The 23,412-nt window shown below is 61.6% G+C and carries 21 protein-coding genes and 1 other RNA gene; 14 read left to right on the forward strand and 8 right to left on the reverse strand.

Annotation, left to right across the window (positions count from 1 at the left end):
* Nucleotides 1-153: 153 nt before the first annotated feature.
* The 9 genes from tolQ (at nucleotide 154) to glmM (ending at nucleotide 10,628) form a co-directional block, all read left to right on the forward strand.
* Nucleotides 154-873 carry a protein TolQ gene (tolQ, locus tag HGO38_RS07660; RefSeq protein WP_250955295.1) on the forward strand — a complete coding sequence of 240 codons (720 nt, stop codon included), beginning with the start codon at nucleotides 154-156 and terminating at the stop codon, nucleotides 871-873.
* Nucleotides 874-929: 56 nt separating this feature from the next.
* Entirely contained in the window at nucleotides 930-1,394 is a 465-nt protein-coding gene (tolR, locus tag HGO38_RS07665; RefSeq protein WP_250955296.1) for a protein TolR, read from the forward strand.
* Nucleotides 1,395-1,403: 9 nt separating this feature from the next.
* Nucleotides 1,404-2,516, forward strand: coding sequence for a cell envelope integrity protein TolA (gene tolA / locus HGO38_RS07670; protein ID WP_250955297.1), 1,113 nt, complete (start codon nucleotides 1,404-1,406; stop codon nucleotides 2,514-2,516).
* A gap of 20 nt (nucleotides 2,517-2,536) precedes the next feature.
* Entirely contained in the window at nucleotides 2,537-3,844 is a 1,308-nt protein-coding gene (gene tolB, locus HGO38_RS07675; RefSeq protein WP_250955298.1) for a Tol-Pal system beta propeller repeat protein TolB, read from the forward strand.
* Nucleotides 3,845-4,013: 169 nt separating this feature from the next.
* On the forward strand, nucleotides 4,014-4,544 hold the full coding sequence (pal, locus tag HGO38_RS07680) for a peptidoglycan-associated lipoprotein Pal (protein ID WP_250955299.1): 531 nt from the start codon (nucleotides 4,014-4,016) through the stop codon (nucleotides 4,542-4,544).
* Between the two features lie 162 nt (nucleotides 4,545-4,706).
* The gene (gene ybgF / locus HGO38_RS07685) at nucleotides 4,707-5,663 is read left to right on the forward strand and encodes a tol-pal system protein YbgF (protein ID WP_250955300.1); all 957 of its coding nucleotides are present in this window, start codon (nucleotides 4,707-4,709) and stop codon (nucleotides 5,661-5,663) included.
* Nucleotides 5,664-5,735: 72 nt separating this feature from the next.
* Nucleotides 5,736-6,989 (forward strand): tRNA lysidine(34) synthetase TilS, encoded by a 1,254-nt coding sequence (tilS, locus tag HGO38_RS07690; RefSeq protein WP_250955301.1) that lies wholly within the window; start codon nucleotides 5,736-5,738, stop codon nucleotides 6,987-6,989.
* 122 nt (nucleotides 6,990-7,111) lie between these two features.
* Nucleotides 7,112-9,061 (forward strand): ATP-dependent zinc metalloprotease FtsH, encoded by a 1,950-nt coding sequence (ftsH, locus tag HGO38_RS07695; RefSeq protein ID WP_250955302.1) that lies wholly within the window; start codon nucleotides 7,112-7,114, stop codon nucleotides 9,059-9,061.
* Nucleotides 9,062-9,275: 214 nt separating this feature from the next.
* Nucleotides 9,276-10,628, forward strand: a complete 1,353-nt coding sequence (gene glmM, locus HGO38_RS07700) for a phosphoglucosamine mutase (RefSeq protein WP_250955303.1) — start codon at nucleotides 9,276-9,278, stop codon at nucleotides 10,626-10,628.
* Between the two features lie 125 nt (nucleotides 10,629-10,753).
* On the opposite strand, the gene HGO38_RS07705 is transcribed toward glmM, so the two are convergent.
* Nucleotides 10,754-11,074: a low molecular weight protein tyrosine phosphatase family protein gene (locus tag HGO38_RS07705; protein WP_250955304.1), complete on the reverse strand. Its 321-nt coding sequence runs from the start codon at nucleotides 11,072-11,074 to the stop codon at nucleotides 10,754-10,756.
* A gap of 135 nt (nucleotides 11,075-11,209) precedes the next feature.
* Nucleotides 11,210-11,956: a YebC/PmpR family DNA-binding transcriptional regulator gene (locus HGO38_RS07710; RefSeq protein WP_250955305.1), complete on the reverse strand. Its 747-nt coding sequence runs from the start codon at nucleotides 11,954-11,956 to the stop codon at nucleotides 11,210-11,212.
* 220 nt (nucleotides 11,957-12,176) lie between these two features.
* Between HGO38_RS07710 and HGO38_RS07715 the strand changes: the two genes are divergently transcribed.
* Entirely contained in the window at nucleotides 12,177-12,680 is a 504-nt protein-coding gene (locus tag HGO38_RS07715) for a pyridoxamine 5'-phosphate oxidase family protein (protein WP_250955306.1), read from the forward strand.
* 66 nt (nucleotides 12,681-12,746) lie between these two features.
* Here HGO38_RS07715 and HGO38_RS07720 read toward each other — a convergent pair whose 3' ends face one another.
* The 3 genes from HGO38_RS07720 to HGO38_RS07730 form a co-directional block, all read right to left on the reverse strand.
* Nucleotides 12,747-13,574 (reverse strand): MBL fold metallo-hydrolase, encoded by an 828-nt coding sequence (locus HGO38_RS07720; RefSeq protein ID WP_502941513.1) that lies wholly within the window; start codon nucleotides 13,572-13,574, stop codon nucleotides 12,747-12,749.
* Between the two features lie 133 nt (nucleotides 13,575-13,707).
* A complete protein-coding gene (locus HGO38_RS07725) occupies nucleotides 13,708-14,532 on the reverse strand; it encodes a TIGR00282 family metallophosphoesterase (RefSeq protein WP_250955307.1) in 825 nt (274 codons plus the stop codon).
* A gap of 12 nt (nucleotides 14,533-14,544) precedes the next feature.
* A complete protein-coding gene (locus HGO38_RS07730) occupies nucleotides 14,545-15,123 on the reverse strand; it encodes a 5-formyltetrahydrofolate cyclo-ligase (RefSeq protein WP_250955308.1) in 579 nt (192 codons plus the stop codon).
* Between the two features lie 188 nt (nucleotides 15,124-15,311).
* Between HGO38_RS07730 and HGO38_RS07735 the strand changes: the two genes are divergently transcribed.
* The 3 genes from HGO38_RS07735 to HGO38_RS07745 all read left to right on the forward strand — a co-directional run bounded on the left by HGO38_RS07735 (nucleotide 15,312) and on the right by HGO38_RS07745 (nucleotide 20,030).
* Nucleotides 15,312-17,354, forward strand: coding sequence for a methyl-accepting chemotaxis protein (locus tag HGO38_RS07735; protein ID WP_250955309.1), 2,043 nt, complete (start codon nucleotides 15,312-15,314; stop codon nucleotides 17,352-17,354).
* Between the two features lie 276 nt (nucleotides 17,355-17,630).
* Complete coding sequence (locus HGO38_RS07740) at nucleotides 17,631-18,872, forward strand: SAM-dependent methyltransferase (RefSeq protein ID WP_250955310.1); 1,242 nt, start codon at nucleotides 17,631-17,633, stop codon at nucleotides 18,870-18,872.
* A gap of 132 nt (nucleotides 18,873-19,004) precedes the next feature.
* A complete protein-coding gene (locus tag HGO38_RS07745) occupies nucleotides 19,005-20,030 on the forward strand; it encodes an abortive infection family protein (protein ID WP_250955311.1) in 1,026 nt (341 codons plus the stop codon).
* A gap of 120 nt (nucleotides 20,031-20,150) precedes the next feature.
* On the opposite strand, the gene ssrS is transcribed toward HGO38_RS07745, so the two are convergent.
* The 3 genes from ssrS to HGO38_RS07760 form a co-directional block, all read right to left on the reverse strand.
* Nucleotides 20,151-20,308, reverse strand: a non-coding RNA gene (ssrS, locus tag HGO38_RS07750) — 6S RNA.
* A gap of 62 nt (nucleotides 20,309-20,370) precedes the next feature.
* Nucleotides 20,371-20,757: a cell division protein ZapA gene (locus HGO38_RS07755; RefSeq protein WP_250955312.1), complete on the reverse strand. Its 387-nt coding sequence runs from the start codon at nucleotides 20,755-20,757 to the stop codon at nucleotides 20,371-20,373.
* Between the two features lie 44 nt (nucleotides 20,758-20,801).
* Complete coding sequence (locus HGO38_RS07760) at nucleotides 20,802-21,071, reverse strand: DUF4164 domain-containing protein (protein WP_168471955.1); 270 nt, start codon at nucleotides 21,069-21,071, stop codon at nucleotides 20,802-20,804.
* Nucleotides 21,072-21,404: 333 nt separating this feature from the next.
* On the opposite strand from HGO38_RS07760, the gene tkt reads away from it, so the two are divergent.
* On the forward strand, nucleotides 21,405-23,387 hold the full coding sequence (gene tkt, locus HGO38_RS07765; protein ID WP_250955313.1) for a transketolase: 1,983 nt from the start codon (nucleotides 21,405-21,407) through the stop codon (nucleotides 23,385-23,387).
* The last annotated feature ends 25 nt before the right edge of the window (nucleotides 23,388-23,412 follow it).

Here is a 23,412-nt window from a genome sequence, read left to right on the forward strand (position 1 = left end):
TCCTTTAACCAAATTTGAAGGCAAGAAGGCAGACTGGGTACTTGGGGCTAGACCAGGGCGTTACACGGAAGCCCCCGGACATATCTTGGCAGTAATACCACTTGAATCGCCCGGTCCTGCGCCGGGCGTTTGGATTTCGGGGACGAAAGAGCGATGGAACAAGTAGGATTGGCAGCGGCGACCCACGATGTAAGTCTGTGGTCGCTTTTCATTCAGGCCGGCCTTGTGGTGAAACTCGTCATGCTCGGCCTGCTCGCCGCATCGGTTTGGACCTGGGCGATCGTGATCGACAAGGTCATGAGCTTCTCGCGCGCAAGACGCCAGTTCGACCAGTTCGAACAGGTCTTCTGGTCCGGCCAATCGCTGGAAGAGCTGTACCGCACGCTCGCCGAGCGCACCAATACCGGCATGGCGGCGATCTTCGTGGCAGCCATGCGCGAGTGGAAGAAGAGCTTCGAGCGCGGCGCCCGGTCGCCGATCGGCCTGCAGATGCGCATCGACCGCGCCATGGACGTGACGCTGGCCCGCGAAGCGGAAACGCTCGAAGCGCGCCTCAGCTCGCTGGCCACCATCGGCTCGGCCGGCCCCTTCATCGGCCTGTTCGGCACCGTCGTCGGCATCATGACCTCCTTCCAGGCCATTGCCGGATCGAAGTCCACCAACCTGGCGGTCGTCGCACCCGGTATCGCCGAGGCGCTGCTGGCAACCGCCATCGGCCTCGTTGCCGCTATTCCCGCCGTTATTGCCTACAACAAGTTTTCCGGCGAGGCCGGCAAGCTCTCGGCGCGCATGGAAGGCTTTGCAGACGAATTCTCTGCCATTCTTTCGCGCCAGATCGATGAGAAGCTGCAGCCGCGTCAAGCCGCGCAGTAAAGGGCAGCACGGTAAGCGCAGCGCAGTAAACAAGCTTGAAGGCTAAGGGTTAGACGATGGGTATGGCAGCTGGAGGAAATGGCGGCGGAGGCGGCGGTCGTCGCGGACGCTCGCGACGCGGCGGTGGCAAGCGCGGCCTGGTCAGCGAAATCAACGTCACGCCGCTGGTCGACGTCATGCTGGTGTTGCTGATCATCTTCATGGTGGCCGCACCGATGATGACCGTCGGCGTGCCGATCGACCTGCCCGAGACCCAGGCCAAGGCGATGAACTCCGATACCCAGCCGATCACCATTTCCGTCAATCCGGCCGGCGAGATCTATCTGCAGGAATCCGTCATCGCGCTGGAGGAAGTGGTTCCGAAACTCGAGGCGATCGCCACGACAGGCTACAACGAGCGTATCTATGTGCGGGGCGACACAACCGCCGCCTACGGCACGGTGATGAAGGTCATGGCGCAGATTTCTGCGGCCGGCTTCAAGAATATCGGCCTTGTAACCCTACAACAACAGGACAAGTGATCCGCCGCAATGAAGGGCAGCATTGTCACATCTGCTATTCTGCACGTCACCGCGCTGGCATTCGCGCTGATGTCGCTCGGCTCGCCGGCCTCTTTCGAGGTCGCCGATGTCGAAGCGCTGCCTGTTGATATCGTGCCGATCGAGGAACTGACGCAGATCCAGCAGGGCGACAAGAGCGCGCCGCTGAGCGAAAAGCCCGCCCCCGTGCCGACCAAGAAGCCGACACCGGTCGAAAATGCCGAAAACGTCGGCGACAACGATGTCGACCTGAAGACACCGCCGACGCCGATCAACAAGCCCGTGGTCACCGAGACCGCAGCGGCGCCCGAAAAGGTCGAGAAGGTCCAACCGACGATCGACGACGAGACCAACGACGTCAAGGAAGTCGCCAAGGAAGAAACGGTGACGGCACCGGCAACAGAAGTGGCCGCCAAGGCGGAGCCGCCGCGCGAGGTGACGCCGGAGACCAAGCCCGAGCCGACGCCGCAGGAACAGCCGCCGGAAGAAGCCCAGGCCGAAGAGATCCCGCTGCCCGAAAACGTGCCCGTGCCGGCCTCCAAGCCGAAGCCGGAACCGACCAAGGTGGCCGAGGCAAAGCCCGCCGAGACCAAGCCGGCCGAATCCCAGACCGCCAAGACCCCGGACCGCAAGCAATCCGACAAGGCCCAGGAAACCGCCAAGTCGAAATCCTCCAAGGAGAGCGATTTCAACGCCGACGAAGTGGCAGCCCTGCTGAACAAGACCGAAGCCGTCGGCGGCGGCGCCAAGCGCTCGCCCGACAAGGCCTCGGCCGGCGGCAAGAAGACCACCGGAACAAAACTCAGCCAGAGCGAGATGGACGCGCTGCGCGGCCAGATCCAGAACAACTGGTCGATCATGTCCGGCATTGCCGATGCCGACGGCATCCAGATTACCGTGAAGTTTAGCCTCGACCAGGATGGCATGCTGGTTGGGGACCCCGAAGTGTCCGCCAGCGGCGGTTCGCCATCCGCGCAGCGGGTGCTGATGGGTGGCGCCAAGCGCGCCGTCCTGAAATCGGCGCCCTTTAAAAACCTTCCCAGAGACAAATATGATGCTTGGTCCGAAGTGATCGTCCATTTCGACCCAAGCGAATTGCTGTAAGAGCTGAAAGGCTTGCCCTTATGAAGACATTCTCTCTCTTTCGCCTCCTGATCGTCGTGGCCGGTCTTGCCGGCGCCTTCGCGACACCGGCTGCGGCCGTGGTCGAGATCAACATCAACAAGGGCAATGTCGAGCCCATGCCGATCGCCATCACCGACTTCGTGTCGGGCGACGGCATCGGCGCCAAGATCTCCGCCGTCGTTGAAGCCGACCTCAAGCGCTCGGGCCTGTTTGCCCCGGTCAACCGGGCCGCCTTCATCGAGAAGATCTCCAATCCCGACCAGGCACCACGGTTCGAGGACTGGAAGGTCGTCAACGCCCAGGCGCTGGTCGTCGGCCGCATCACCAAGGAGGCCGATGGCCGCCTGCGCGCCGAGTTCCGCCTGTGGGACACCTTTGCCGGCCAGCAGATGACCGGCCAGCAATTCTTCACCCAGCCGGAAAACTGGCGCCGCGTCGCCCATATCATTGCCGACGCGATCTATGAGCGCATCACCGGCGAAAAGGGCTATTTCGATACCCGCATCGTCTTCGTCTCCGAAAGCGGCTCCAAGATCGACCGCAAGCGCCAGCTCGCCATCATGGACCAGGACGGCGAGAACGTCCGCATGCTGACCGGCACCAAGGACATCGTCCTGACGCCGCGCTTCTCGCCGAGCCGCCAGGAAGTGACCTACATGTCGTTTGAAGGCCAGCAGCCGCGCGTCTATCTGCTGCAGCTGGAAACCGGGCAGCGCGAGGTGGTCGGCAATTTCCCCGGCATGACGTTTAGCCCGCGCTTTTCGCCCGATGGCCAGAAGGTCATCATGAGCCTGCAGCAGGACGGCAATTCCAACATCTACACCATGGACCTGCGCTCGCGCACCACGACCCGCCTGACCAATACGGCGGCGATCGACACCTCGCCGTCCTATTCACCGGACGGCAGCCGCATCGTCTTTGAAAGCGACCGCGGCGGGCGTCAGCAGCTTTACGTGATGGGCGCCGACGGCTCCGGCCAGCAGCGCATCTCGTTTGGCGACGGCTCCTACTCCACGCCGGTCTGGTCGCCACGCGGCGATCTGATCGCCTTCACCAAGCAGTCGGGCGGCAAATTCTCGATCGGCGTGATGAAGACCGACGGTTCGGGCGAACGCATCCTGACCACCGGCTTCCACAATGAAGGCCCGACCTGGGCACCGAACGGCCGCGTGCTGATGTTCTTCCGCCAGACCGCCGGCGCCGGTGGCCCGCAGATGTATTCGATCGACCTGACCGGCTATAACGAACAGCTGGTCCGTACGCCGACCTACGCATCCGACCCGGCCTGGTCGCCGCTGCTGGAATAGCTCTTGAGAAGAGCGAAGAGGCGCTCTGCCTCTTTGTTGCCGCAAAGTCTCGTGTAAGAACCCTGATAGGGCGCGATTTTAGACAAAATTAACCACGTTCGTTTGAGGCCAGTTAACCGAGAATGGTTATTGTTCGGCAACCCTAATGGACAATGCAAGGAGACCGGCGATGAGCCGCATTCACACTCCGGCGAAAAGCCGTATGCAGCAGCTGGCAACCAATCCGGTGATCGTGGCAATCGCCATGACGCTGGCTCTGGCTGGCTGCGCCTCGAAGAAGAACCTGCCGAACAGCGCATCCGAGCTCGGCCTTGGCGCCGGTGCTGCAACGCCGGGTTCGACCCAGGACTTCACCGTCAACGTCGGCGACCGGATCTTCTTCGATACCGATTCGTCGTCGATCCGTGCCGACGCCCAGGGCATCCTCAGCCGTCAGGCGCAGTGGCTGGCCAAGTATCCGCAATATGCCATCACCGTCGAAGGCCATGCCGACGAACGCGGCACCCGCGAATACAACCTGGCGCTCGGCGCCCGCCGCGCTGCCGCCACCCGGGACTTCCTGGCCTCGCAGGGCGTTCCCGCCCAGCGCATGAAGACCATTTCCTACGGCAAGGAACGTCCGGTCGCCGTCTGCGACGATATTTCCTGCTGGTCGCAGAACCGCCGCGCCGTGACGGTTCTCGGTGGCGCCGGAATGTAAAGGACATCCGTTTCGGATGGGACGAGCAGGGCGGCCGAGAGGCCGCCTTTTGCTTTTGTCCACACTTTGGCCGAACTTCAGTTGCTTTTTGCGGGCAATTGGAAAAACTCCTGTCCGCGCCGATGCGGCGCTTGGATCAAACTCGAAACAGGAAAGAACGACATGAAGAAACTTGTCATGGCCGGAATGCTGGGGCTGGCAGCATTCGTCGGCTCGCATGGCAGCGCAAGTTCCCTGCCGCTCCTGCCCATGGACGGTGCACCCAAGGCATCGCCGCGCGCGCAGGCCGGGCAGCCGGTTCAGCTGGTGCAAATGGCGGACCCCGCCGTCCGCGTTCAGCAGCTGGAGGAAGAAATCCGGGCCCTGAACGGCCGGATCGAGGAGATGAGCTTCCAGATCCTGCAGATGCAGGAACAGATGCGCAAGACCCAGGAAGACAACGAATTCCGCTTCCAGGAGCTGGAAAAGAGCGAAAACGGCACGACGCGCCCGCGTGACACGCCGGTCGCCCGCAATGTCACACCCGATCAGGGAAGCTCCGTCACCGATATCATCACCCAGTCCCGGGACACCACCGTGTCCGGGGCTGACCAGGCGCCGCCGGAGACGGTTCTCGGCTCGATCGAGCTCGACGCCAATGGCATGCCGCGCTCGGCAACCCTCAACGGAGAGGCCGGCGCCAATGCCAGCCTCCCCGGCGTGGAAACCCCCAATGGTCCGAAAGTCGCCTCGCTCGACCGCGAGGCCGATGTCTACCAGGTGGCCTACGGCCATGTGCTGTCCGGCGACTACGGTCTTGCCGAAACGGAATTCAACGATTTCCTGTCCCGCTATCCAAAAAGCGCCAAGGCCGCGGATGCCAATTTCTGGCTCGGCGAGGCGCAATATTCGCAGGGCGATTTCGGCAATGCCGCCAAGACCTTCCTCAATGCCCACCAGGCCTTTGGCAAATCCGCCAAGGCGCCGGAAATGCTGCTGAAACTCGGCATGTCGCTGGCCGCCCTCGACAACAAGGACACCGCCTGCGCCACCCTGCGCGAAGTCTCCAAGCGCTATCCGAGCGCCTCGCGTGCCGTGCTCGGCAAGGCGACCAGCGAACAAAAGCGGCTGGCCTGCTGATCAAGCGCCGGCCCCGCTGTGCGCCACCACCCTCTTTCTCCTGAAGACGCCACCCGTCAGTTCCTGGGCTGCATGCGCCAACCGGCCCGCCTTCTGGTCGCCATCTCCGGTGGCAGTGATTCGACCGGCCTGCTGATCGCCCTGCATCAGGTCCTGCGCACCAATGCCTTTCCCCATATCACCCTCGCCGCTGCCACGATCGACCATGCCCTGCGCGACACATCCGCAGCCGAGGCCGCCGACGTGGCAAAGCTCTGCGCCAGTCTCGGGATTTCCCACACCATCCGCCGCTGGCATGGTCAAAAGCCGGCAACGGGGATTTCAGCCGCCGCCCGCGAGGCGCGCTATCGCCTGCTGGCTGAAGCCGCCGCCGAGCTGGGCGCCACGCTCATCCTGACCGCCCATACGCTTGAGGACCAGGCCGAGACCATCGCCATGCGGGCCGCCCGCAGCGACACGCAAGCCTCCGGTCTGGCCGGCATGGCCGATGCTGTTCTTTACGATCGCCGCATCTGGATCGCCAGGCCCCTGCTCTTCTGCCGGCGTGCCGATATCCGCCGACTGCTGACCGACCATGGCCTGGGCTGGATCGACGATCCCAGCAACACCGATGCCCGCTACGAGCGGGTCAGAACCCGCCAGGCCCTTGCCGCGACCGGTCTACCGGAGCTGGATCCACAATCGACCACCCGGCGGACCGCCCTGTCGGCCCGCGCCGCCGACCGGCTGCGTAACCATGCAAAGACCATTGCAGGCGCTGCAGTGCAGATCGCCCCGGCCGGCCTGTCGGAGCCCGGCGAAGACCTGCGCCATATGCTAAGCGCTGCCATCGCCACGGTCGGTGGCCGCGTCCATGGTCCCGGCCGCGACAGCATGGACCGCGTCCTGGCTTTGCTCCGCCAACCGCCGGGTGGCCAGCTGACCACGGGGCGCACGGTGCTGTCCAACCGCCGCGACGGCCTGTTCATCCTGCGCGAGAACCGCGGTATTTTGCCGCTGGTGATCGCAGCCGGCGATGTTGACCTATGGGACGACCGCTTCGAGATCGCCAATCTCTGCGATGTCCCCTTAACCGTCGAAGGTGACGCCGATGGTGCCATTCCCGACTTGGCGCTGAACCTGCCGTCGGGGCTCGCACGCCTTGCCCGCAAGGGCCTGCCGAGCCTCAGCCGCAGCGACGACGGCCAGCCCGTTGGATCACAGGACGCGCGGATCACCCTGCGGATCGCCCCGTTCGATCTGTTCCTGCCGCGATTCGACCTCACACTGGCCGACGCTCTTGCCGCAGTATTCGGCCGGGACCCGTATTTGCCGCCGCCGTTTTAGGACTTATTGACGGAAAACACAGATGGAAGCCCGGTTTGCCTTGGCAAGCACGCTCGGCAATCCTATGTTACAGCAACATAAAGAAGGCGCCTTGTGCGCCGAGCACAGTCCTGGGGAGTTCAATGAACCCGAATTTGAGAAATTTCGCGCTGTGGGCCATCATCGCCCTCTTGCTGATCGCCCTGTTCAGCATGTTCCAGACGTCACCGTCCCAAACCAGTTCGCGCGAGATTCCCTATTCGCAGTTTCTGCGCGAGATCGATTCCAGCCGCGTCCGTGACGTGACCGTGACGGGCAACCGCGTCACCGGCACCTATGTCGAGAACGGCACGGCCTTTCAGACCTATGCCCCTGTGATCGACGACAACCTGCTCGAAAAGCTGCAGGCCAAGAATGTCATGATCGTTGCCCGCCCGGAAACCGACGGGTCCTCCGGTTTTTTAAGCTATATCGGCACACTGCTGCCGATGCTGCTGATCCTCGGCGTCTGGCTGTTCTTCATGCGGCAGATGCAGGGCGGTGGCCGCGGTGGCGCCATGGGCTTCGGCAAGTCGAAGGCCAAGCTGTTGACCGAAGCGCATGGCCGCGTCACGTTTGAAGACGTCGCCGGCGTTGACGAAGCCAAGCAGGACCTTGAGGAAATCGTCGAATTCCTGCGCGATCCGCAGAAGTTCCAGCGCCTCGGTGGCCGTATTCCCCGCGGCGTTCTGCTGGTCGGCCCTCCGGGCACCGGTAAGACGCTGCTGGCCCGCGCCATTGCCGGCGAAGCCAATGTGCCGTTCTTCACCATTTCCGGTTCCGACTTCGTCGAAATGTTCGTCGGCGTCGGCGCATCCCGTGTGCGCGACATGTTCGAGCAGGCCAAGAAGAACGCACCCTGCATCATCTTCATCGACGAAATCGACGCCGTCGGCCGCCATCGTGGCGCGGGCCTCGGCGGTGGCAATGACGAGCGCGAACAGACGCTCAACCAGTTGCTGGTCGAGATGGACGGCTTTGAAGCCAATGAAGGTGTGATCCTGATCGCTGCCACCAACCGTCCCGACGTTCTCGACCCTGCTTTGCTGCGTCCGGGCCGCTTCGACCGTCAGGTCGTCGTGCCCAATCCTGATATCGTCGGCCGCGAGCGCATCCTCAAGGTTCATGCCCGCAACGTACCGCTGGCGCCGAATGTCGACCTGAAGGTTCTGGCCCGCGGCACGCCCGGCTTCTCCGGTGCCGATCTGATGAACCTCGTCAACGAAGCCGCCCTGATGGCCGCCCGCCGCAACAAGCGCGTCGTCACCATGGCTGAATTCGAAGACGCCAAGGACAAGATCATGATGGGTGCCGAGCGCCGCTCGTCCGCCATGACCGAAGCCGAAAAGAAGCTGACCGCCTATCACGAGGCCGGTCACGCCATCTGCGCCCTGAAGGTCGCCGTCGCCGATCCGCTGCACAAGGCGACGATCATTCCGCGCGGCCGGGCTCTCGGCATGGTGATGCAGCTGCCGGAAGGCGACCGCTATTCGATGAGCTACAAGTGGATGGTGTCGCGCCTGGCCATCATGATGGGTGGACGCGTTGCCGAAGAACTGACCTTCGGCAAGGAGAACATCACCTCCGGCGCATCCTCGGATATCGAGCAGGCCACCAAGCTTGCCCGCGCCATGGTCACCCAATGGGGCTTCTCCGATGTTCTGGGCCACGTCTCCTACGGTGAAAACCAGCAGGAAGTATTCCTCGGCCATTCCGTCTCGCAGTCGAAGAACGTCTCGGAATCGACCGCCCAGAAGATCGATACCGAAGTGCGCCGCCTGATCGACGAAGCCTATACCCAGGCCACGCAGATTCTCACCGACAACCATGATGGCTTCATCGCCATTGCCGAAGGCCTGCTCGAATACGAGACCCTGTCCGGCGAGGAGATCAAGGCTCTGATCCGCGGCGAAAAGCCGGCCCGTGACCTCGGTGACGACGGTCCGTCGAACCGTGGCTCGGCCGTGCCGAGCACCGGCACCAAGAAGGACGGCCCGGCCGATGCCAAGGGCGGCGGCGAGCCCGAAGGCGGCCTGGAACCCCAGCCGCACTGAGCATCTTCCGATTGAACCGACGAGGGTCATGCGCCGCAAGGCGTGTGGCCCTTTCGTTTGCCGGTAACGGGTTATAATCGATTTTGATGGTAATTTACGTGCTTGGCGCTGCGAATTATGCAATGAGCGGCGATTGAGAACCGCGCCATATCCTCGTCTGCCGATCGGATGCGGCACCTTGGATGGCGCGGATGACAGGATTTTGGGAGAACCCATGACACGACGCTATTTTGGAACGGACGGGATCCGCGGACAGTCCAACTTGTTTCCGATGACCCCTGATCTGGCCATGCGGGTTGGCATTGCCGTCGGCACGATTTTCCGCCGCGGCCATCATCGCCACCGGGTGGTGATCGGCAAGGACACCCGGCTGTCCGGCTACATGCTGGAAAACGCGCTGGTGGCCGGTTTCACCGCCGCTGGTCTCGACGTCTTTCTGCTCGGCCCCATCCCGACCCCGGCCGTCGCCATGCTGACCCGGTCGCTGCGCGCCGATATCGGCGTGATGATTTCGGCCTCGCACAATCCCTTTGCCGACAATGGCATCAAGCTGTTCGGCCCTGACGGCTACAAGCTGTCCGACGAGATCGAGGCGCAGATCGAGGGCCTTCTCGACCAGGACCTCTATTCGCAGCTCGCCAAGGCCGAAGATATCGGCCGCGCCAAGCGCGTCGATGGCGACATCTACCGCTATATCGAATTCGTCAAGCGCACCCTGCCCCGCGACGTCACCCTGAACGGGCTCAGGATCGCTATCGATTGCGCCAATGGCGCCGCCTACAAGGTGGCGCCCGCCGCTCTCTGGGAACTCGGCGCCGAAGTCGTCACGATCGGCAACACGCCGAACGGCGTCAACATCAATCTGGAATGCGGCTCGACCCATCCCTCCGCCCTGCAGAAGAAGGTGCATGAGATCCGCGCCGATATCGGCATTGCACTCGATGGCGACGCCGATCGGGTCATCATCGTCGACGAGAACGGCGCGATCGTCGATGGCGACCAGCTGATGGCGGTGATTGCCGAGAGCTGGGCCAATGACGGCACCCTGAAGGGCGGCGGCATCGTCGCCACCGTCATGTCCAATCTCGGCCTGGAGCGCTTCCTCGGCGACAAGGGCATGTCGCTGGCCCGCACCAAGGTCGGCGACCGCTATGTGGTCGAGCATATGCGCCAGAACAATTTCAACGTCGGCGGCGAACAGTCCGGCCATATCGTGCTGTCGGATTTCGGCACCACCGGCGATGGCCTGGTGGCAGCCCTCCAGGTGCTGTCGGCCGTCAAGCGCACCGGCAAGACGGTCAGCGAGATCTGCCACCGTTTCGACCCCGTACCGCAGCTCCTGCGCAATGTGCGCATATCCGGCGGCAAGCCGCTGGAGGACACCAGGGTCCTGCAGGCCATTGCCGATGCCGAGAGCGAGCTGTCGCGCAACGGTCGCCTGGTGATCCGCCCCTCCGGCACCGAACCGCTGATCCGCGTCATGGCCGAAGGCGACGACCGCAGCCAGATAGAGCGCATCGTCAACGACCTGATCGGCGTGATCTCCCAGGCCAAGGTCGCGGCCTGAGGCCGCCTGCCCTGTTCTCTACATCTCATAAAACCTCGGGCCGCGGCGCCGAGGGGCTTGGTCCCCTCGGCCCAGGCCGGGCGGGGTCCCAGCAGACGTCGCTGTAAGGAATCGGCAGGCAAGTCCTACAGATATTGCGGTACTTTTGCTTTCAGCAGGAGGACGAGTGACGGATCCATGTAATCATAGTCATCCGGAATATGAAGACAGATCAGCCTCTTATCCTTCAAGGCTGATCGGTACTTCTGTTGCATCTTGTTGCGATGGGCTTTCTCCATCACGAAGATGATGTCAGCCCATTCAACCTGTTCGTCCGACAGAGGGTTCTCGGCATCATTGTTCGTGCCGGCAGACAGAGTTTCGATATCTGGCCAGTCTGCAAAAACCTGTTCAGCCGTGGGGCTACGAAGCTTGTTCTGGCTGCAAACGAAGAGGATCTTTTTCATGGAAGCGCCTCACTTTCCGACAGATGTTACCAACAAAGACCCAGTCTGAAATCTTGAGAATGACAGGCGGCCAGATAAACAAAAGGCCCGGCATCCTTGGGTGCCAGGCCTCAATATTGCTCCGGTCCACGACGATCAAGCCGACAGCTTGGCCATCACTTCATCGGACACTTCGAAGTTCGAAAACACCGTCTGCACGTCGTCGTCGTCTTCCAGCGTGTCGATCAGCTTCATCAGCGATATCGCCCGCTCTTCGTCGACCGGCACGGTGTTCTGCGGCTTCCAGATGATCTTGACGGTCTCGGCTTCGCCCAGCGTGGCTTCGAGCGCCTTGGAGACTTCGCCGATGCTTTCGAATTCGCAGATGATCGTGTGGCCATCCTCGTCCGTCGAGACGTCCTCGGCGCCGGCCTCGATGGCGGCTTCCATCACCTTGTCGGCACTGCCGACCGACAGCTTGTAGCTGATTTCGCCGACCCGGTCGAAGGAGAACGACACCGAGCCTGTTTCGCCCAGTGCGCCGCCGGCCTTGGTGAAGGTCGAGCGCACGGTGGAGGCGGTGCGGTTGCGGTTGTCGGTCAGTGCCACGACGATGACGGCAACGCCACCCGGGCCGTAGCCTTCGTAGCGCACTTCTTCGTAGTTTTCACCATCGGTGCCCGAGGCCTTCTTGATGGCCCGGTCGATATTGTCTTTCGGCATCGACTGCGCCTTGGCATTCTGGATCGCCAGGCGAAGGCTGGCATTCATGGCCGGGTCGGGCAGGCCTGTCTTTGCCGCCACGGTGATTTCGCGCGCCAGCTTGGAGAACATTTTCGACCGCACGGAATCCTGTTTTCCCTTGCGGTGCATGATGTTTTTAAACTGTGAATGGCCAGCCATGGCACCCCTGCTTCAGGTCTAATTGTTCGGAATGGGCGCCTTATACGGGCGTTGTTGCCGCCATTCAAGAGGATTGCCGGCTTTTAACGGCCCAAGATGCTGCCACAGTGAGCCGGCACGGGTCAAAAGCGCTCCACCGGCATCACCCGCTCTTGGGAACAAACCACCCGCCGCAACCGTTCGGCCTTTCGAATTCGACGACAAATGAAAAGGAAGCGATATGGCCAGTTTTTCTGAAGCACGCGAAGCGCCCGCCAGCCAGCTCTGGGACGAGATCAACAATATCCATGCCGGCATGCTGGGCTTGGAAGGCAACCATATGCACATGCAGCCGATGGCGCCCTATGCCGATCCGACCACCAACACGATCTGGTTCTTCTCCAAGACCACGACCGATCTGGTTCAGCAGATCCGCCCCGGCACCCGTGCGCATTTCTGCGTGATCGGCAAGAACCACGACTATCACGCCTGCCTGTCCGGCGTCATCGAGCAGCGCAACGATCCGGCCAAGGTCGATGAATACTGGAGCGCCGTCGTCGCTGCCTGGTATGAACACGGCAAGAAGGACCCGACGCTGGTTCTGCTGGCGCTGCATCTCGACGACGCGGAGATCTGGGCCTCGACCGGCAGCACGCTGAAATTCGGCTGGGAAATCGCCAAGGCCAACCTGCATGACGAGAAAATGCCGGATGTCGGCGTACATCGCCGCTTGTCCTTTGCCTGAACCAAAGGCCTATCGAGAGAGCATGCAAGGCGCAGTCAACCGACTGCGCCTTTTCCATTGCCACTATCAAACGCCCTTCAGGACCAGGATCAGCGGCTTCTTCGGCAGGGTCCGCATCGACACCGTCACTCCCGGACTGTCCGACAGCCGCCAGTCGAAACTGGCATCGAACATCGACAGGAAGTCGCCGATCGGCGGGCCGCGCCGGTGCATCGGCAGGATCAGCGCCGAGCGCAGCCGCTTGATGGTACGGCTCATGCTGTCCGCCCCCATGGTCAGCCCGCCATCGACCGGCACCATGACGATGTCGAGGCGGCCGATCTCGGCATAATGCTTGTCGGTCAACTCGTGATGCAGATGGCCGAGATGGCCGATGCACAGGCCCGCCACCTCGAAGATGAAGATCGAATTGCCGTTCGCCTCGAAACCGCCGAACGAGCGAATGTCGGTCGCGACATTGCGCACATAGGCATCGCCCAGCACCACGTGATGCTCGACCTTTTCGCCGGGATTTGTCGCGTTCCAGCCCTGCAGCACATGGGTAATGGCGGGATCGGGCGACAGCGTATAGTGGCTCGAATGGGCCTTGTTCATCGTCACGACATCCGGCAGCCGCGCCGAGCGCAGCCAGCCATTGTAATCCGTGGCGATCTCGATGCCGCCCGGCGTGTCGATCTGAAATGTCGAATGGCCGAGATAGGTGATGGTGACGTCTTCGGCCAGCGCCGCAAACTGTTGCCGACCGAGCGGCGGCTTGAAGCTTGCGAAGGTGGCGGAGGGCAGCGTCTCGGCCACCAGCTGGCATTGACTGACGGGCGGGCGATCCTCGGCCGCGATGCCAGGCATCACGGTGGTCAACAGACCAAAAACTGCAAATGCAAGTTTCAGCAGCATCATGCCGCTCCCGCCCGAACCATTTTCGAGTATCAGGATGCGGCACGGCCCCCGGCAGGTAAAGGCCGAAGATGAGCGTTACCGCTCACATTTTCGTCAACACGCCGACCTGTTCACAGATGAATCAGGTCGATCAGCGCCAGAAGTCCGGAATGGTTTCAGCCAGCCGCGGCCCTAGCCGCAGCGGCGCGATCTTTTCGGCAAGACCGGTGCTGTCGGAGATTTCCACGCCGACGCCACAGATCGTCGCCGGGCCATGGGCCGCCTCGAAACGGCCTTTCGGCATCTTGGAGATGAAGCGGTTGAGCGGCTCTTCCTTTTCCATGCCGAGCGACGAATCATAGTCGCCGCACATGCCGGCATCCGACATATAGGCCGTGCCGCCGTTGAGGATCTGGCAATCGGCGGTCGGCACATGGGTATGGGTGCCAACCACGAAGCTGGCGCGGCCATCAACGAAATGGCCAAAGCACTGCTTCTCGCTGGTCGCCTCCGCATGAAAATCGAAGATGATGGCGTCGGCCTGTTCCTTCAGCGGGCAGGCCGCCAGAATGCCTTCCGCCGACTTGAAGGGATCGTCCAGTTCGGGATGCATGAACACCCGGCCCATGATATTGGCGACCAGGATCCGGGCGCCGTTGCGGGCGTAGAAAAGGCCCGAGCCCTTGCCCGGCGTGCCGGCCGGATAATTGGCCGGGCGCAGGAACTGGTCGTGGCGCGTGCAGAAGGTGACGGCCTCCTTCTGGTCCCAGACGTGATTGCCGGTGGTCACCACATCGGCGCCGGCATTGATGGTCTCCAGATAGATGTCCTCGGTAATGCCGAAACCGCCGGCGGCGTTCTCGCCGTTGACGATCACGAAGTCGAGTTTCAGGTCGGAGATCAATCCCGGCAGCCTCTCCCACACCGCCGTCCGGCCCGTCTTGCCAACCATGTCACCCAGAAAAAGCAGCCGCATTCCGTTGTCCAGTCATCCCCTGAATTGCCGATATCCGCTTTCGGTCAGGATAGCGTCCAATCCCACGTCATGCGGCTCAAAGGGCACATGTGCCACTTCCTGGCAGTCGAATGCAATGCCGATCAGCCGCGGTACAAGGCCTTTTTCCCGCAATCGGGCAATCGCCCGGTCGTAATGGCCGGCGCCGTAGCCGATGCGGTGACCGCTGGCATCGAAAGCCGACAGCGGCACCAGCAGCACGGACGGATCCACCACCGGCGCATCCGGCCCCGGCCCGCTTGTGCCGAAACCCGTATCGACAAGCTCCTGGCCGGCCATCAGCTCGCGAAACACGATGGTCTGGCGATCCATGACGACCGGCAGGCACAGCCTTGCGCCGCGATCCTTAAGTTTCGCCATCAACGGTCGCAGATCCGCCTCGGAGCGGATCGGCAGGAAGCCGGAGATCATCGTGCCAGGCTCGAACGCTATGGCATCGCCGCCGAACTCGGCCATGGCCAGGCTGTGCTCTATCCTGACCTCCGGCGCGATACTGTCGCGAACGCCAAGCCGCTCCGCCCGCAGCTGCGCCTTTTTCTCTTTGCTGGTCATGAGCCCCGGTCAAACTGATTGAACTGCCCGCACAATATTCAAACGCTCCGGCAATGCAATCTTGCCATGTCTTCTGTGCCAGATCGTCCGCAATCGCAATTCAGAAACCACTAAATTGAGGCAACGATGATTTAACAAAAGTCAAGTAAGACCAAGGAAGGGAGGATATTTTACGGAAGGTATACTCCATGAGACTTTTCTCGCGCTTCGGTCTTGTCGGAACCGTCACGGCGACCACGATACTGATCCTTGTTCTGTCGCTTGGCGCCGTCGCATGGGCCATCTCCAGCAGTATCAACGGCCGCATCGCCGCCCAGGCGATCGACGGCCAGAATGCCAGCCTCAGAACGGCGGCGACGATTGTCGAGCGCGATTTTCCCGGCACCACGGTGACCTGGGGCCGCGACGGCAATGTCGAACGCATCGTCATGACCGCCATTCCGGATACCTTCACCGACCACAAGATGATCGACACGATCGGCCGCATGACCGGCCAGACGGCGACGATCTTTGCCTGGAACCCGGAGAACAAGGACTTCTGGCGCAAGACCACCAATATCATCAAGCCGGACGGCAGCCGCGCCGTCGGCACGGCGCTTGGCCAGACCGGCGCCGTCTACCCGATCGCCACCAAGGGCCAGACCTTCCGCGGCGAAGCCGTCATTCTCGACGTACCGTATTACACCATCTATCAGCCGATCTTTGCACCGGCCGGCGAGGTCATCGGCATTCTGTATGCCGGCGTCCGCTCAGCCGATATCAACAGCATCGCCAACCAGATGGCCTGGACGATCGGCATCACCGCTGTCCTCGTGCTGATTGGTGCCACCATCGTCGTCGTCCTGGTCGCCCGCAAGATCATGGGTCCGCTGCCGCAATTGACCGCCACCGCCGAGCGTCTCGCTGAGGGCCGGCTCGACGTGACGGTGCCGCACAAGGACCTGAACAATGAGATCGGCGCGCTGGCCCATGCGCTGGAAGTGTTCCGCGAAGGCGCCGTGCAGAAGCAGGAGCTGGAGCGCCGCGCCGCCGAGCACCTGTCCCAGAGCGAAGAGGAACGCCTGGCGCGCGAGGCCGCCAAGGCCGCTGAGGCCCGCGACGTGCAGAGAGCCGTCGATGCGCTGGCCGCCGGCCTGCAGCGCCTCAGCGAAGGCGACCTGACCATCCGCATCGACCAGCCCTTCACCGATGGCCTCGACAGCCTGCGTCTCAACTTCAACCAGTCGGCGGAACAGCTCAACAACACGCTGTCCCAGCTGCGCGAGGAAACCCTGGCGATCGAAGCCAATTCCAACGAAATGCGGTCTGCCTCCACCGAACTGGCCGGACGCACCGAGCAGCAGGCCGCCTCGCTGGAAGAGACCTCGGCAGCCCTCGACCAGATCACCGCCACGGTTCGCAACGCGTCGGCCCGTGCCGACGAAGCCTCGACAATGGCTGCCGCTGCCCGCCAGAGCACCGAAGGCTCCAGCAAGGTGGTATCCGACGCCATTGCCGCCATGGGCCGCATCGAAGGCGCCTCCAGCGAGATTTCCAAGATCATCAACGTGATCGACGAGATCGCCTTCCAGACCAACCTTTTGGCGCTGAACGCCGGTGTCGAAGCGGCCCGCGCAGGCGAGGCTGGCAAGGGCTTTGCCGTCGTCGCCCAGGAAGTGCGCGAACTGGCGCAGCGCTCGGCCAATGCCGCCAAGGACATCAAGGCGCTGATCACCAAATCCGGCACGGAAGTGGCCGGCGGCGTCAAACTGGTGCGCGAAACCGGCGAGGCGCTGAGCGCGATTTCCCAGCAGGTGGACAAGATCAACAGCCATATCGGCTCGATCGCCACATCGGCCCGCGAACAGACCACCGGCCTGCACGAGATCAACACCGCGGTCAACCAGATGGACCAGTTCACCCAGAAGAACGCCGCCATGGTCGAGGAAACCACCGCCGTGACCCACCGCCTGGCCGAAAGCGCCACGGCGCTGGCGGGCCTTGTCGGACAGTTCCAGGTCTCGGGCGCCGGCCCATCGACATCCTGGTCAAGCCAGCCGACGGCGGCAGCGCCAAGGACCCCTGCCCCGACGCGCTCCCTGTTTGCCAAGGTCAAGCCTGCCGAACCCTCTGCCCGTCCGGTCGCATCGCCGGCCCGCACCATGGTCGGCAAGCTGACCCAGGCATTCTCCGGATCAAAAGGCCCTGCCGCGGCAAGCCCGGCTACCAGCAATGACTGGGAAGAGTTCTAAGGCCGGCAAACAGACCGGTTTCCGTCATAGGCCTCTCCGTTCAGCGACAATCACCGCTTCGAAAGTCGACTCCTCGAGTCATCCTCGGCCTTGAGCCGAGGATCCATCTGCTTCCATGAAGTATGGATGGTCGGGTCAGGCCCGACCATGACCGGAGAGGTCGGCGCACCTTATCATGACTCGAAAGGCAGCCGCAGGGCTGCCTTTCCGGCATTGCGAAGCCTCTTTTTTTCGCTAGCATGCTGACCTCAGGATCATTCCGCTGCGAGGTCATGCATGTTTCTGCTGTCGCATATGATGAAAGCCTTCATTCGCAAGGGCCAGCTGACCGTCATCGATGCCGAGGGCAAGCGCCATGTCTTTGCCGGCGAGCACGGGCCCCATGTCACCATGCGCCTGACCGACGCGAAACTTTACCGCACGCTGGTCTTCAATGCCGAACTGGCGGCCGGCGAGGCCTATATGGATGGCACGATGCGCTTCGAGGAAGGCTCGACCCTGCGCGACTTCCTCACCCTGTTCTCGATCAACCGCCTGTCGCTCGGCTCCTATCCGATCCAGAAGATCCTGCGCGCCATCAAGATGCGCTTCCGCAAGCGCCAGCAGTCGAACCGCAAGGGCCAGGCCCAGAGAAACGTCGCCCATCACTACGATCTCGGCAACGACTTCTACAAACTCTTCCTCGACCGCAACATGCTCTATTCCTGCGCCTACTTTCGCGAGCCGGACGAGACGCTGGAACAGGCCCAGCGCAACAAGCTGCGCCTGCTGGCCGCCAAGCTCGACCTGAAGCCGGGCATGAAAGTGCTGGATATCGGCTGTGGCTGGGGCGATCTGGCCCTCTATCTCGCGCAATTGGAAGGCGTCGAGGTGCTGGGCGTCACCCTGTCGAAGGAGCAGCAGGCGCTCGCCACCCAAAGGGCCGAGGCTGCCGGCCTGTCGAGCCGCGTGCGCTTCGAACTCAAGGATTACCGCGACCTCGACCAGACCTTCGACCGCATCGTCTCGGTCGGCATGTTCGAACATGTCGGCGTGCATCACTATGACGAATTCTTCAAGAAGCTGAACGCCCTGATGCCCGATGACGGCATCGCCGTGCTGCACTCGATCGGCCATATGAGCCCGCCCGGCATGGCCAGCGCCTGGCTGCGCAAATACATCTTCCCCGGCGCCTATTCGCCAGCGCTCTCGGAAGTCTTCGAGGTGGTGGAGCAGAACAGCCTCTGGGTCACGGATCTCGAATTCCTGCGGGTCCATTACGCAACGACGCTGGCCCATTGGGAAAAACGCTTCCAGCACAACCGCGACAAGGTGGTGGCCCTCTACGACGAACGTTTTGCGCGGATGTGGGAATTCTACCTGATCAGCGCCGAGATGATGTTCCGCACCGGCAGCCAGCTGGTGTTCCACATGCAGCTGTCGCGAAAACGCGACGCCGCCCCGATCGTGCGCGACTACATCACCGACCAGCAGCGCGCCTATATCGACAAGGAAAAGACGCTCGATCTCGGGGTTTGAAAGATTTCTACGGTCCTGGGTGACTACAAATTGAGGGTGTGACAACCAACCAGCCGTCATGAGACATGGCGTCTTTTAAGGCAGCAGTATATGTTAAAATACTAGCCCATTTTAACTTGGGGTCGATTCGCAATGCTGACCGACGTATTCGTGACTCGTTACGAAGATACACCGATTTGGACTTCATTCGGTGACCGTGAGCGGCGGTTCATGGTCCAGGCTGCTAAAATCATAACCGAGCAGGTTTTTCCGTATTACATCAACGGAGACTTGAATCATTCGTCCAAAGAAACACTGCAAGCAATCCATGACAAGATTGCGATGGAGATAGGCATAGACCCCCTCTCGCCCCTTTATCTCGGAACTTATCGCTACCAAATTGTAGATGTTGTCAAAAATTTCTTCACGAGAGATTTTGAACCTGGTTTAGACGTAGATATCTTTATCAAGCGTCGCGTGAGCTTCGTAGAACTTGCGATGCGTGAATACGAAAATCAGCTGGAATTTGCCCATTCTGAATTCGAGCGTCGTGTAGCTGCCAGTCGGGGCGATGGGAACCTTTATAATCTAGCGCGTGCATTACACATTCCCGAAGCTACCGAAGAGTTCATGCGCCAACAATACGATGCCCAAAGCAAAACTCTTAGCCAAAATGTTGCTGAGATAAACGAGAGATTTCGACAAGCGAGGTTTCCACTCTTATACCGCAACGGTTTTGTTCAATTTTCGGAAGACGCAGTGATAGCAGCGACTATTGAAGAACCATTCTGGTCCTTGATGTCCGATCCAAAATGGAAAAATGTTGAACACGACTTGCTGGAAGCCATCGATCGTCGTGATAATAAACGCAAGGATGCTGCCCTATCAGCAGCAAAAGCTCTGGAAAGCACTATCAAGATCATTTCTGATGAGAAGGGCTGGACCACCTGCAATGAGAAAGGCGCCGCCGGATACATCGACAATCTGGTCAGTGCAAAAAACGGTCGGTTTATCGATGTTTGGGAAGCAACCCTCCTAAAGAGTTTTTTTGGCGAAGTCAGAAACAAGCTCGGTCATGGTTCAGGTACGGCCCCAATGCTTGAACTCAGCAAGCAGCAAGACAGTTGGGCAATCCAAACCTGCATGTCGTGGATCAGTTCGCTGATTACGAGACTTTAATAAATATCGATGCGGATGGACGCCGGTGCGCGCCGCTCTCCTAGAAGCATATTTCAGCAGGGGCATCTAAACGATGACCTAGCGGCCAGTAAAAGCCGATATAATTTCAAAAAGGGAAAAGTGCGATCCACGGCAACCGGTGGTTTTTACGATCCTGGGTGCCTACAAACGTAGGTGGGCGCCGTGTGTCCAAGCCCACGGGCCTGGCCAGGGACAGCTCCCTTTGGATCGAGTATGGCCCCAGGGATTGTGGTACCTGTCGAGAGGCGCAGACCGCACTTCGAGATATAGGGCCGAACGACGCAAAGCGCCAGAGGCAGGTGGCGGATCTTTGAACGATTTACGTTTCGGCCGGCACGCGCTGCGAGGCGGGGGCGGTCAGCTTGCGGCTGATGCCGTTGAGGCGCTCGGTCAGTTCGGCAATCGCGCCGGTCAGCCGCTCTTCGCGCGCCAACGCATTGTCGAGTGCCGTGTCGCGGCCCTGTCTGAGCGTCGATAATTCGGCTTCCATGCCGGTCAGCCGGCGCTTCACGTCGGCCAGCTCGTCCATGACCATGATGCCGGCCATGACGGTGATGCGCAGGTCGCCGATCTCGCCGAACTGCCCCTTCAGATGGTTCACATACTGATCGAACTGGGTCGCAAGCTCGGTCAGATGACCTTCCTGCCCCTCCTCGCAGGCCATGCGATAGGCCTTGCCGTCGATCGTCACCGTAACCTGAGCCATAGAGCCTTCCGAATTGCAAAATCTGTGTGAGCAGGCCGCCCGATTTACCGGTCGAGAACGGCGCGGATCGTTTCCATAGCAGTCACGAGGCGCCGCGACACCTCCCTGTTGACCTCTTCCAGCCGATTGGCGCGAAACTCCGACTGATCGAGCTCCTGCGCAAGCCGGGCACGGTCGGCATGAACGCGCCTGACCTCGCCCTCGACCTCGCTGCTTTCGCGCTGCAGTTCGATCCGCATGTCGATCGCATTTTCAAGGCCGGCTATGGCCTGCCGCAAAGCGCTGAGCGCTGTTTCCGTCTTGTCCGTCGGCATTCCTATGTCCAGGCTTTCGCAAAAGGTCACCGAATCAACTCTGTAGACCCACTACAAAGATTGGCGACAGTACCCATCTGCATTGCCGCCCGTCAACAAAGCCGCGGTTTCAAAGCCACCCTGCTTGTGGACGACGGGACGAAAAGTCAGCGCCCGCGGTCCCGCAACAGGCAGTGCCTAGCAAACAGGCAGACGGCCAGAATCTTAGCCTTGAGCGTGCCAAGCGCGGCCGCATTTGTTGACTTGCGCGATCCACCTGATAAGGATCAGCCGCTTTCAGATGGTTGCTGGAACAGCCTCCATTCCTTGAGACCCGGAACAAGCGGAACAGTCATGATCTCTCCTGAAAAACATCATCGCATGGCCAATGCGATCCGTTTCCTCGCCATGGATGCCGTCGAAAAGGCCAATTCCGGCCACCCCGGCCTGCCCATGGGCGCTGCCGATATTGCCACTGTTCTTTTCAGCCGCTACCTGAAATTCGACCCGAAAAACCCGCTTTGGCCGGACCGCGATCGGTTCGTCCTGTCGGCCGGTCACGGCTCCATGCTCCTCTATTCGCTTCTCTATCTAACCGGATATGAGGACATGACGATCGAGGACATCAAGCAGTTCCGCCAGCTCGGCGCCAAGACTGCCGGCCACCCCGAATATGGCCATGCCTCCGGCATCGAAACCACCACCGGCCCGCTCGGCCAGGGCATTGCCAATGCCGTCGGCATGGCGATTGCCGAACGCAAGCTCGCCGAAGAGTTCGGCTCCGAGCTGCAGAGCCATTTCACCTATGCGCTGGTCGGCGACGGCTGCCTGATGGAGGGCATCAGCCAGGAGGCCATCGCCATGGCCGGCCACCTGAAGCTGAAGAAGCTGATCGTCTTCTGGGACGACAACAAGATCACCATCGACGGCGCCGTCTCGCTGTCGGATTCGACCGACCAGATCGCCCGCCTCAAGTCGGCCAACTGGAACACCATGGCCATCGACGGCCATGACCAGGAAGCCATTGCCGCAGCGATCGAGGAAGCCCACAAGTCGGACCGCCCGACCTTCATCGCCTGCAAGACCATCATCGGCTTCGGCGCCCCCAACAAGCAGGGCACCCACAAGGTCCACGGCTCGCCGCTCGGCGCCGAGGAAATTGCCGCGGCCCGCAAGTCGCTGAACTGGGAAGCGGAAGCCTTTGTCGTTCCGGCCGACGTGCTGGACAGCTGGCGCCTTGCCGGCCTGCGCTCCACCAAGGCCCGCAAGGAATGGGAAGCCCGGCTGGCCGGCACGGACGCCGAAAAGCGCGCCGAGTTCAACCGTCGCTTTGCCGGCGAACTGCCCGGCGGCTTTGATGCCGCGATCGACGCCTTCAAGAAGAAGATCGCCGCCAGCAACCCGACCGTTGCCACCCGCAAGGCCTCTGAAGACACGCTGGAAGTCATCAACGGCCTGTTGCCGGAAACGCTGGGCGGTTCGGCCGACCTGACGCCGTCCAACAACACCAAGACCAGCCAGATGACGTCGATCACCCCGACCGACTTCTCCGGCCGTTATATCCATTACGGCATTCGCGAACATGCGACGGCCGCTGCCATGAACGGCATCACCCTGCATGGCGGTCTTATTCCCTATGCCGGCGGCTTCCTGATCTTTTCCGACTATTGCCGCCCCTCGGTGCGCCTGGCCGCCCTCATGGGCATCCGCGTCGTGCATGTCTGGACCCATGATTCGATCGGCGTCGGCGAAGACGGCCCGACCCATCAGCCGGTCGAGCATTTTGCAGCGCTTCGCGCCATTCCGAACCTCTTGTTGTTCCGCCCGGCCGACGAGACCGAAACGGCCGAATGCTGGCAGATCGCGCTGAAGGAAAAGCATCGCCCGTCGGGCCTGGCGCTGACCCGCCAGAACCTGATCCCGGCCCGCACCGAATATGACGAGAAGAACCTCTGCGCCTATGGCGCCTATGAGCTGATCTCGGCCAGCGACGCCAAGGTCTCGATCTTCGCCTCCGGTTCGGAAGTCGAAATCGCCATCAAGGCGCAGGCCGCACTCGCCGCCAAGGGCATCTCCGCCCGCGTCGTCTCGGTTCCCTGCTTCGAGCTGTTCTTCGAACAGTCCGCCGACTACCAGACGGCGATCATCGGCAAGGCACCGGTCAAGATCGCCATCGAGGCCGGCATCCGCCAGGGCTGGGACAGCTTCATCGGCTCGGACGGCGCCTTCATCGGCATGAAGTCCTTCGGCGCCTCTGCCCCGGCCAAGGACCTCTACAAGCATTTCGGCATCACCGCGGAAGCGGTCGTGGCGGCGGCCGAGGCCAACCTCGCCTAAAGTCCGAATTGACGAAGGGCGCTTT

The organism is Rhizobium sp. CG5 (assembly GCF_023701945.1).
In the GTDB taxonomy this organism is placed as follows: domain Bacteria; phylum Pseudomonadota; class Alphaproteobacteria; order Rhizobiales; family Rhizobiaceae; genus Allorhizobium.

Bases quoted from the DNA above. Each gene is read 5' to 3' on its own strand.
- tolQ (WP_250955295.1), top strand. From the start codon at position 154: ATGGAACAAGTAGGATTGGCAGCGGCGACCCACGATGTAAGTCTGTGG.
- tolR (WP_250955296.1), top strand. From the start codon at position 930: ATGGGTATGGCAGCTGGAGGAAATGGCGGCGGAGGCGGCGGTCGTCGC.
- tolA (WP_250955297.1), top strand. From the start codon at position 1,404: ATGAAGGGCAGCATTGTCACATCTGCTATTCTGCACGTCACCGCGCTG.
- tolB (WP_250955298.1), top strand. From the start codon at position 2,537: ATGAAGACATTCTCTCTCTTTCGCCTCCTGATCGTCGTGGCCGGTCTT.
- pal (WP_250955299.1), top strand. From the start codon at position 4,014: ATGAGCCGCATTCACACTCCGGCGAAAAGCCGTATGCAGCAGCTGGCA.
- ybgF (WP_250955300.1), top strand. From the start codon at position 4,707: ATGAAGAAACTTGTCATGGCCGGAATGCTGGGGCTGGCAGCATTCGTC.
- tilS (WP_250955301.1), top strand. From the start codon at position 5,736: ATGCGCCAACCGGCCCGCCTTCTGGTCGCCATCTCCGGTGGCAGTGAT.
- ftsH (WP_250955302.1), top strand. From the start codon at position 7,112: ATGAACCCGAATTTGAGAAATTTCGCGCTGTGGGCCATCATCGCCCTC.
- glmM (WP_250955303.1), top strand. From the start codon at position 9,276: ATGACACGACGCTATTTTGGAACGGACGGGATCCGCGGACAGTCCAAC.
- HGO38_RS07705 (WP_250955304.1), bottom strand. From the start codon at position 11,074: ATGAAAAAGATCCTCTTCGTTTGCAGCCAGAACAAGCTTCGTAGCCCC.
- HGO38_RS07710 (WP_250955305.1), bottom strand. From the start codon at position 11,956: ATGGCTGGCCATTCACAGTTTAAAAACATCATGCACCGCAAGGGAAAA.
- HGO38_RS07715 (WP_250955306.1), top strand. From the start codon at position 12,177: ATGGCCAGTTTTTCTGAAGCACGCGAAGCGCCCGCCAGCCAGCTCTGG.
- HGO38_RS07720 (WP_502941513.1), bottom strand. From the start codon at position 13,574: ATGCTGCTGAAACTTGCATTTGCAGTTTTTGGTCTGTTGACCACCGTG.
- HGO38_RS07725 (WP_250955307.1), bottom strand. From the start codon at position 14,532: ATGCGGCTGCTTTTTCTGGGTGACATGGTTGGCAAGACGGGCCGGACG.
- HGO38_RS07730 (WP_250955308.1), bottom strand. From the start codon at position 15,123: ATGACCAGCAAAGAGAAAAAGGCGCAGCTGCGGGCGGAGCGGCTTGGC.
- HGO38_RS07735 (WP_250955309.1), top strand. From the start codon at position 15,312: ATGAGACTTTTCTCGCGCTTCGGTCTTGTCGGAACCGTCACGGCGACC.
- HGO38_RS07740 (WP_250955310.1), top strand. From the start codon at position 17,631: ATGTTTCTGCTGTCGCATATGATGAAAGCCTTCATTCGCAAGGGCCAG.
- HGO38_RS07745 (WP_250955311.1), top strand. From the start codon at position 19,005: ATGCTGACCGACGTATTCGTGACTCGTTACGAAGATACACCGATTTGG.
- HGO38_RS07755 (WP_250955312.1), bottom strand. From the start codon at position 20,757: ATGGCTCAGGTTACGGTGACGATCGACGGCAAGGCCTATCGCATGGCC.
- HGO38_RS07760 (WP_168471955.1), bottom strand. From the start codon at position 21,071: ATGCCGACGGACAAGACGGAAACAGCGCTCAGCGCTTTGCGGCAGGCC.
- tkt (WP_250955313.1), top strand. From the start codon at position 21,405: ATGATCTCTCCTGAAAAACATCATCGCATGGCCAATGCGATCCGTTTC.